Annotated in this window: 6 protein-coding genes; 1 reads left to right on the plus strand and 5 read right to left on the minus strand. The window is 33.6% G+C overall.

Annotated features, from left to right (window positions below):
* The 4 genes from BBG48_RS10225 to BBG48_RS10240 form a co-directional block, all read right to left on the minus strand.
* A partial coding sequence (locus tag BBG48_RS10225; RefSeq protein WP_274541892.1) for a DnaB-like helicase N-terminal domain-containing protein occupies positions 1-329 on the minus strand: 329 nt, incomplete at its 3' end.
* Between the two features lie 6 nt (positions 330-335).
* Positions 336-782 carry a 50S ribosomal protein L9 gene (gene rplI / locus BBG48_RS10230; protein WP_068911788.1) on the minus strand — a complete coding sequence of 149 codons (447 nt, stop codon included), beginning with the start codon at positions 780-782 and terminating at the stop codon, positions 336-338.
* Positions 783-792: 10 nt separating this feature from the next.
* Positions 793-2,808: a DHH family phosphoesterase gene (locus tag BBG48_RS10235; protein WP_068911789.1), complete on the minus strand. Its 2,016-nt coding sequence runs from the start codon at positions 2,806-2,808 to the stop codon at positions 793-795.
* Positions 2,805-3,746 carry a DUF2232 domain-containing protein gene (locus tag BBG48_RS10240; protein ID WP_094754340.1) on the minus strand — a complete coding sequence of 314 codons (942 nt, stop codon included), beginning with the start codon at positions 3,744-3,746 and terminating at the stop codon, positions 2,805-2,807. Before BBG48_RS10240 ends, BBG48_RS10235 begins: the two co-directional genes overlap by 4 nt.
* A 311-nt stretch (positions 3,747-4,057) precedes the next feature.
* Here BBG48_RS10240 and hutH point away from each other — a divergent pair, with 311 nt between their 5' ends.
* Positions 4,058-5,611, plus strand: a complete 1,554-nt coding sequence (gene hutH / locus BBG48_RS10245) for a histidine ammonia-lyase (RefSeq protein WP_068911795.1) — start codon at positions 4,058-4,060, stop codon at positions 5,609-5,611.
* Positions 5,612-5,780: 169 nt separating this feature from the next.
* Here hutH and BBG48_RS10250 read toward each other — a convergent pair.
* The coding region (locus BBG48_RS10250; protein ID WP_116170978.1) for an undecaprenyl-phosphate glucose phosphotransferase at positions 5,781-6,993 on the minus strand (1,213 nt) is incomplete at its 5' end.

Consider the following 6,993-nt stretch of genomic DNA (forward strand, 5'->3'; position numbering starts at 1 on the left):
GCATAATACTCTGCATTTTTTGAAAAATCCACATTTGTAGACAGTGATGTAATATATCCCGCTCCGCCAATTTCTTCTATATTTGTCATAGTCTTTATTTGTTCTGATAAGACTATTAGGTCTATCGGCATACTCTTGGTATAGACGTCCAGCATTGCTGTATAGATAATTCTGTGAGCCTCTTCATAAAAGTCTTCTGCTTTTATTACTGATGATACAGGAATTATTGTATCATTGTTAACCAAGATTGCTCCAAGTACGGAACGCTCCGCGTCTACTGATATGGTTATGTCATTTGGCGTACTATTTATCTTATTTTCTGCATCCATTAAAAATTATAATGCCTCCACTACAACTTTTAGTGTTGATGTTACTCCTGTAAATAATTTCAAATCCACACTAAAGCTGCCTAAAGTCTTGATAGGCTCTTTTAAATCTATTTTTTTCTTGTCTATACTTAATCCCTTTTGACTTAATAGTTCTTGCTCAATATCCTTTGATGTAATTGAACCAAATAGCTTGTTTTCTTCACCGGCTTTAGCTTTGATAAGCAGTGTAAAATCTTTTAATTGTTTTTTTATTTCTAGTGCCTCTGCCTCTTGTGTCTGTTTTTTAAATGTATCTGAGCTTTTCTTTTGAGCTAATAAATTCAAATTGGTCTTGCTTGCCTCTTCAGCCAAACCTCTTGGGAACATATAGTTTCTTGCATAGCCATCTGCTACTTCTTTTAAATCTCCTTTTTTGCCTGTTCCTTTTATGTCTTTTAATAGTATTACTTGCATGATGCTCCTCCTAATTTGTTTTAATTTTTTGCTCAGTTTCTTCCAATTTTATGGAAGCTAGTATTTCCTTGAGCATTTGAGTTACTTCTTCTACTGACTTTCCTTTTATTTGTGTGGCGGCTGTATCGATATGACCTCCACCGCCCAGTTTTTCCATTATAAGCTGCACATTAATCTTATCTAGTGACCTTGCTGAAACGTGAACCACGTTGTCCGGTCTTAGCATTACTACAAATGATGCCTCTACTCCTTGGATATTTAATAGCTCATCTGCTATTTGAGATGCGATTAATGATGTATTTGCTATTTTTTTGTCCGATTTTGATATAGCATAAATATTATCTACTATTTCAGCATTTTTAACACTGTTTGCATTGGTTATAAAGCTTTCATAGTCACGTCTGAAATACATTTTCACTCTTACCGGGTCTGCATTATTACGCCTCAAAAATGCCGCTGCCTCGTAGGTTCTAACTCCGGTTTTAAATGAAAAGTTTTTCGTATCAAGAGTTATGCCGGCAAGTAGTGAATTGGCTGTAACAACGTCTAGGTTTGCCGGTTCTTTGATGTACTGTAATAGCTCTGTTACCATTTCGCAGGTAGATGAGGCATAGGTTTCGTGGTAGGAAATAAATGCGTCATCCAAAAATTCTATTCCTCTCCTATGATGGTCGATTAAAACTACTCTTTTTACTCTTGAAATTATATCAGGATACTCCGTACTACTTGGTCTATGGGTATCCATCACGAATAGTACGGTGTCATCACCTACCATATTTTCCGCTTTTTGGTGTGACACAAAAACATTTTTATAGCCCTCTTGAGCTATTATATCCTGATATAGCTCTTCAATAGACGCATTTGAATTATCAAGAATAATATGTGAGTCTTTATTGAGCATTTTGCAAATCATGTGTACGCCTATGGATGAACCTATAGCATCTAAGTCAGGATAAGCGTGCCCCATGATAAGCACATTTGACGCACTCTCAACCAAATCCTTAATACCATGGGCAACTATTCTAGCTTTTACTCTAGTTTTTTTCTCTACTTCTTTTGATTTTCCACCATAAAATACAGTCTTGCCATCAATCTTGCATACAGCTTGGTCTCCACCTCTGCCTAATGCAATCTCTAATGCCGCAAGCGAATTTTTGTTGGTCTCAATCAAATTGCTTTCAAAGCTAGAAACACCAATTGATAACGTTACCGGTACAGTATTGGAAAAATCAATCTCTCTTACATCATCTAAGATAGAGAATTTGCTGTTTTCCATTTCTCTCAAATCAAAATCAGTAATTATCCCTAAAAATTTACTGCTTGACCTCTTTGTAAAGATACCATTTTTTTGCTCAATATATAGCCTTACCCTTCTTTCAACATCTGACTGCATAAGAGGTCTAAAATCATCCGGAGTGGAGTTCATAACCTCATCATAGCCATCAATTTGTATAGACAAAACCGCAGGCTTAGAGTTATCATACACTTCCTTTAGCTCAATTTGTTTACTTACGTCAAAGAAATAAATTATATATTTTTTTTCTAAGCCATTTTGAATAGGTAGCTTTATAATTCTAATATCGTAGTAACCATGACCAATTCTATATCCTTCAGCAACGTGTAGCTCATCTTGCTCACTGCCAAAATAATAAGAGAAGTTTATGTCACAAAGATACTCTGACAATTTTGTACCAATAAGATTATCTCTTTTTAGCATACCATAAATTATTGGATTGCTCCAAATAATATTAGTGTGTTCATCCACTATCGCCATAGCCACAGGAAACTCAAGCAAAGTCTGCTTTGCCGTTTCGTCCATATCAATACTTAAATTTCTAAGATTGACCATTAGGCTTGATGCCTTTAGCCTTATTATCCTTGCATTAAAATAGAATATATATATCAATATAAGTAGCGTGAATATACCAATTATAAAATCATAATATGAAATTATAAGACAAAGCGTAAAAATAAACGCCATATATATATTGACTTCAGGGAAATTAAACTTTATTTTATCCTTCATTTACTCCTCCTAAATCTATTTCCTCTCATATCGAGAAATAAATCAAGAATACCCAGTATCGGAAGTGCAGATACTATATAAACAAAAAATACCGCTACACCAACAACAGCTATAGTCCTCTTATACCCTTTTAAAGTACCAATTACATAAAATAATACTGCCAACCCCTGAATTAGTAAAAGCCCCATCGTCACATAAAAAACATTTAAAACCAGCCTATCAGCATAATCTTTTGTGATAAGATTTAAAAATGACAGTGCGTACAAAAATAACGCAAGCACCAAAAGACTAATCCCAGTCCCTTCAGGAATGTTAAACGAAGTAAAAGAAATCGACTTAACTTTATTTTGAGAGTTAATTTTGCTATTTAAAAATAAACCTATATATTTTGTAAATGTCGCTTGCACAATCGAAATAATAATGATTATTGCCGGAAAATAATATTTCATGCTCTGTATTAATCTTGTGACTGAAAATTCATTAGTTACAGTCCCCTGCATATTCATATTCTTGAGCATAGCCACCGACTCATTTAATGCCTGCTCATAAGTAGTAATAAAATCCGCACCACTAATATATTTTAAAATATTTAACATCACAAAAAAGCCTATACAGTTGACTACAATCCCTGCAAAAAATGGAGTATCATCATCAAATTTTTGCATAAAATATCCCATGACAATACCGGGGAGTGCAAAAGTAAATAACCCCTGCACCGCTCCTAAAAACCCCAAAAACATAAAACATAAAAGAAAAAACGCCAAAATTGCTATCACTGAAATAGAAATAGTAGCAGAAAAAAGTCCAATAACTAAAAATATTCCGCCAACAAATAAATTTAAAAAACTCAAAAATGGAATATATGCACCAACAATACAAAACAGTGCAGATAAACTCACTAAGATTGACACACGAGAAAATGATGTATTTAAGTTCATATATAAAATCCTTTAAAGGCTGATAACTAAGTTTAATAAACCATGTAGGCTATATTATACCACATCAAAGATAAAATTACAAAATTGTTAATTATTAGTCTAGCCTTAATTCAAAATAATTTTTAAAAAATAATTTTTAGACATAAAATTTAAAAAATAATAAAAAAATATAGACGATTATTTGACGAAGTAGTTTTACAATATATATGCAAACGTTATTCCAAGGCATTTATATGTTATCCTACATATTCATATAATGTTTTTTGATTACTTAAATTTTAATAATAAAATTTATGTCATAAGGAGAAAATATGAAATCAGTTAAACAAATCAAAGAAGTAGTAATTACCGGCAACGACCTTACCATTGACCAAGTTGTTGCTGTAGCAAGATTTGGAGCTAAAATAACTCTAAGCGAAGATGCAAAACAGAACATAGCAAAATCTAAAGCAATAATCGAAGACATCGTTACTAATGAAAAAGTAGTTTACGGAGTTACAACAGGATTTGGAGAATTCTGCAACGTAAGCATATCCAAAGAGGATACAAGACAATTGCAAGAAAATCTTATTCGTTCTCATTGCTGCGGCTATGGTGAACTACTTAAAACAGACGTAGTAAGGACTATAATGCTTACTAGAATAAATTCATTATCAAAAGGCTACTCAGGAATATCTAAAGAAACTATTGGCACATTAATAGATATGTTAAATAAAGGCGTTCACCCACTAATCCCTGAAAAAGGTTCACTAGGAGCATCCGGAGACCTTGCTCCACTAGCTCATATGGTATTACCTATGTTAGGACTTGGCGAGGCTGAATACAAAGGCGAAAGACTTAGCGGAAAAGACGCTATGGAAAAAGCCGGCATAAAAGTAATAAATCTTCAAGCTAAAGAAGGACTTGCATTAATCAACGGCACACAAGTTCTTACCTCAATTGGTGCACTTGCAACTTACGATGCAGTAAAATTATTAAAACTAGCTGACATATCCGCTGCACTTACAGTAGAAGCTCTTAGAGGCATACCTGACGCTTATGACCCAAGACTACACGAAATCAGACCTCATGCAGGACAGATGGCAACAGCAAGAAATATGTTAAAATTACTAGAAGGCAGCACATACACCACTCACCAAGCACAACTAAGAGTACAAGACGCTTACTCACTAAGATGCGTACCACAAATCCATGGAGCAAACAAAGACACAATAGATTATGTACTTAAAAAAGTAGAAATAGAAATCAATTCAGTTACAGACAACCCAATCGTTACAAAAGAAGGAGACGTAATCTCCGGAGGCAACTTCCACGGCGAACCAATGGCACAACCATTTGACTTCCTAGGAATAGGTGCTGCTGAAATAGCTAACGTATCAGAAAGAAGACTAGAAAGATTAATCAATCACCAATTAAATGACCTACCAGCATTTTTAGCTAAACATGGCGGCTTAAACTCAGGCTACATGATTACTCAGTACGCAGCAGCTGCACTTGTATCCGAAAACAAAATACTTGCACATCCAGCATCAGTAGACTCTATCCCATCTTCTGCCAACCAAGAAGACCTAGTAAGCATGGGAACAATAGCTGCTAGAACAGCAAGAGACATAGTTAAAAACTCTACAAGAGTAATTGCTACAGAAATGATGGCGGCTTGCCAAGCAATAGACTTTAGAAAAGAAGAAAACTTCAAACTAGCTCCAGCTACTCAAAAAGCCTATGACGTAATCAGAAGTGCTACAAAATTCATCGAATTTGATAGCGAAATCGAAATGTATAAAGAATTAGATAAAGTTACTGAATTACTACTAAATGACAAAATCCTAGACGCAGTCGAAGATGTAGTTGAATTGGAACACTAATTTCAGTTAATAAAACATTGAAATAAATTTACCACATGACAAAAAAGCTTGCATATATCAAAGTATATGCAAGCTTTTTATTTATTACATATTTTTATTTATTACATATTATTTTACACATATAGGATATGCCCCACTATATCTATACCCCATCTTATGACATATATTTTTAATATGCGTTTTTAAAGGCATTTTTCATTGTCAAAAGTATTATTTTTATATCCAAGCTCAAGGTCCAGTTTTCTATATAGAATATATCATACTCTATTCTTTTTGTGATGGAGGTATCTCCTCTGTAGCCTAGTGACTGAGCTAGTCCTGTAATTCCAGGGCGTACTTGGTGTTTTACCATGTATTTTGGTATTTGCTCCTTAAATTTTTCTACGAAAAATGGTCTTTCCGGTCTAGGTCCGATTAGCGACATATCGCCTTTTATCACATTAAATAGCTGAGGTAATTCGTCTATATTGGTTTTTCTGATAAATGCTCCTATTTTTGTCTTTCTGTCGTCATTTTTTACTGTCCATTTAGACTTTTCCTCATTCTTGTCTTGGACTGTCATTGAGCGAAACTTATACATATTAAATTTTTTGCGGTTATATCCAATTCTTTCTTGTATAAAAAAAACCGGTCCTTTGCTGTCTAATTTTATAAGTATGGCTACTATAAGCATCAGCGGTGACAAGACTATTAGCAATATTATCGAAAAGAATAAATCAAAGCTTCTTTTTATAAATTTGTTAATTGGATTTTCCAGCGGCACTTTCCTTATGTTTATAATTGTGATGTCGTCTATTTGCTCTACCTCAGGCTGAGCAGGTATAAATTTTATATAATCGGGTATTATTTGAGTTTTTACACCTGATTTCTCACAAACCCTCACAATATCTTGCAAATGGCTGTAGTCATTTAATGACAAGCCTATCATTATTTCGTCTATTTGTCTTTTTTTTAGATAATCCTCTAGCTTTTCCAGCTCATATCTGTCCACATATTTCAATTTGTGCTCTTTTTTTAGTCTAGCCTGTTTTTTTTCGTCAATTTTTTCCTCAAATATTGCTAAAATTTTATATCCCCAGTATAGATTTTCTTGTGTCTTTTTCAAAAAATCCATTGCTGTATCACTGCTACCGATAAGGATGGCATTTTTTATATTATATCCCTTAGCTCTAAAATATCTGAGGGTATATCTCAAAGCCATTCTTTGCAAAGATGTCAAAGCTACGTTGTATACTAAAAATATAAATACTAAAAATCTTGAAAAATCTATATCTTTAATTATAAACAGTATTACAAAATAAATAGCTGTTGCTATAACATTTGCCCTAGCAAGTCTAAAAATCTCATTAGTAATGGATTTTAATCTTTGCGGTGTATATACC

Origin of the sequence: Criibacterium bergeronii (genome assembly GCF_001693775.2) — a bacterium.
GTDB lineage: Bacteria > Bacillota > Clostridia > Peptostreptococcales > Filifactoraceae > Peptoanaerobacter > Peptoanaerobacter bergeronii.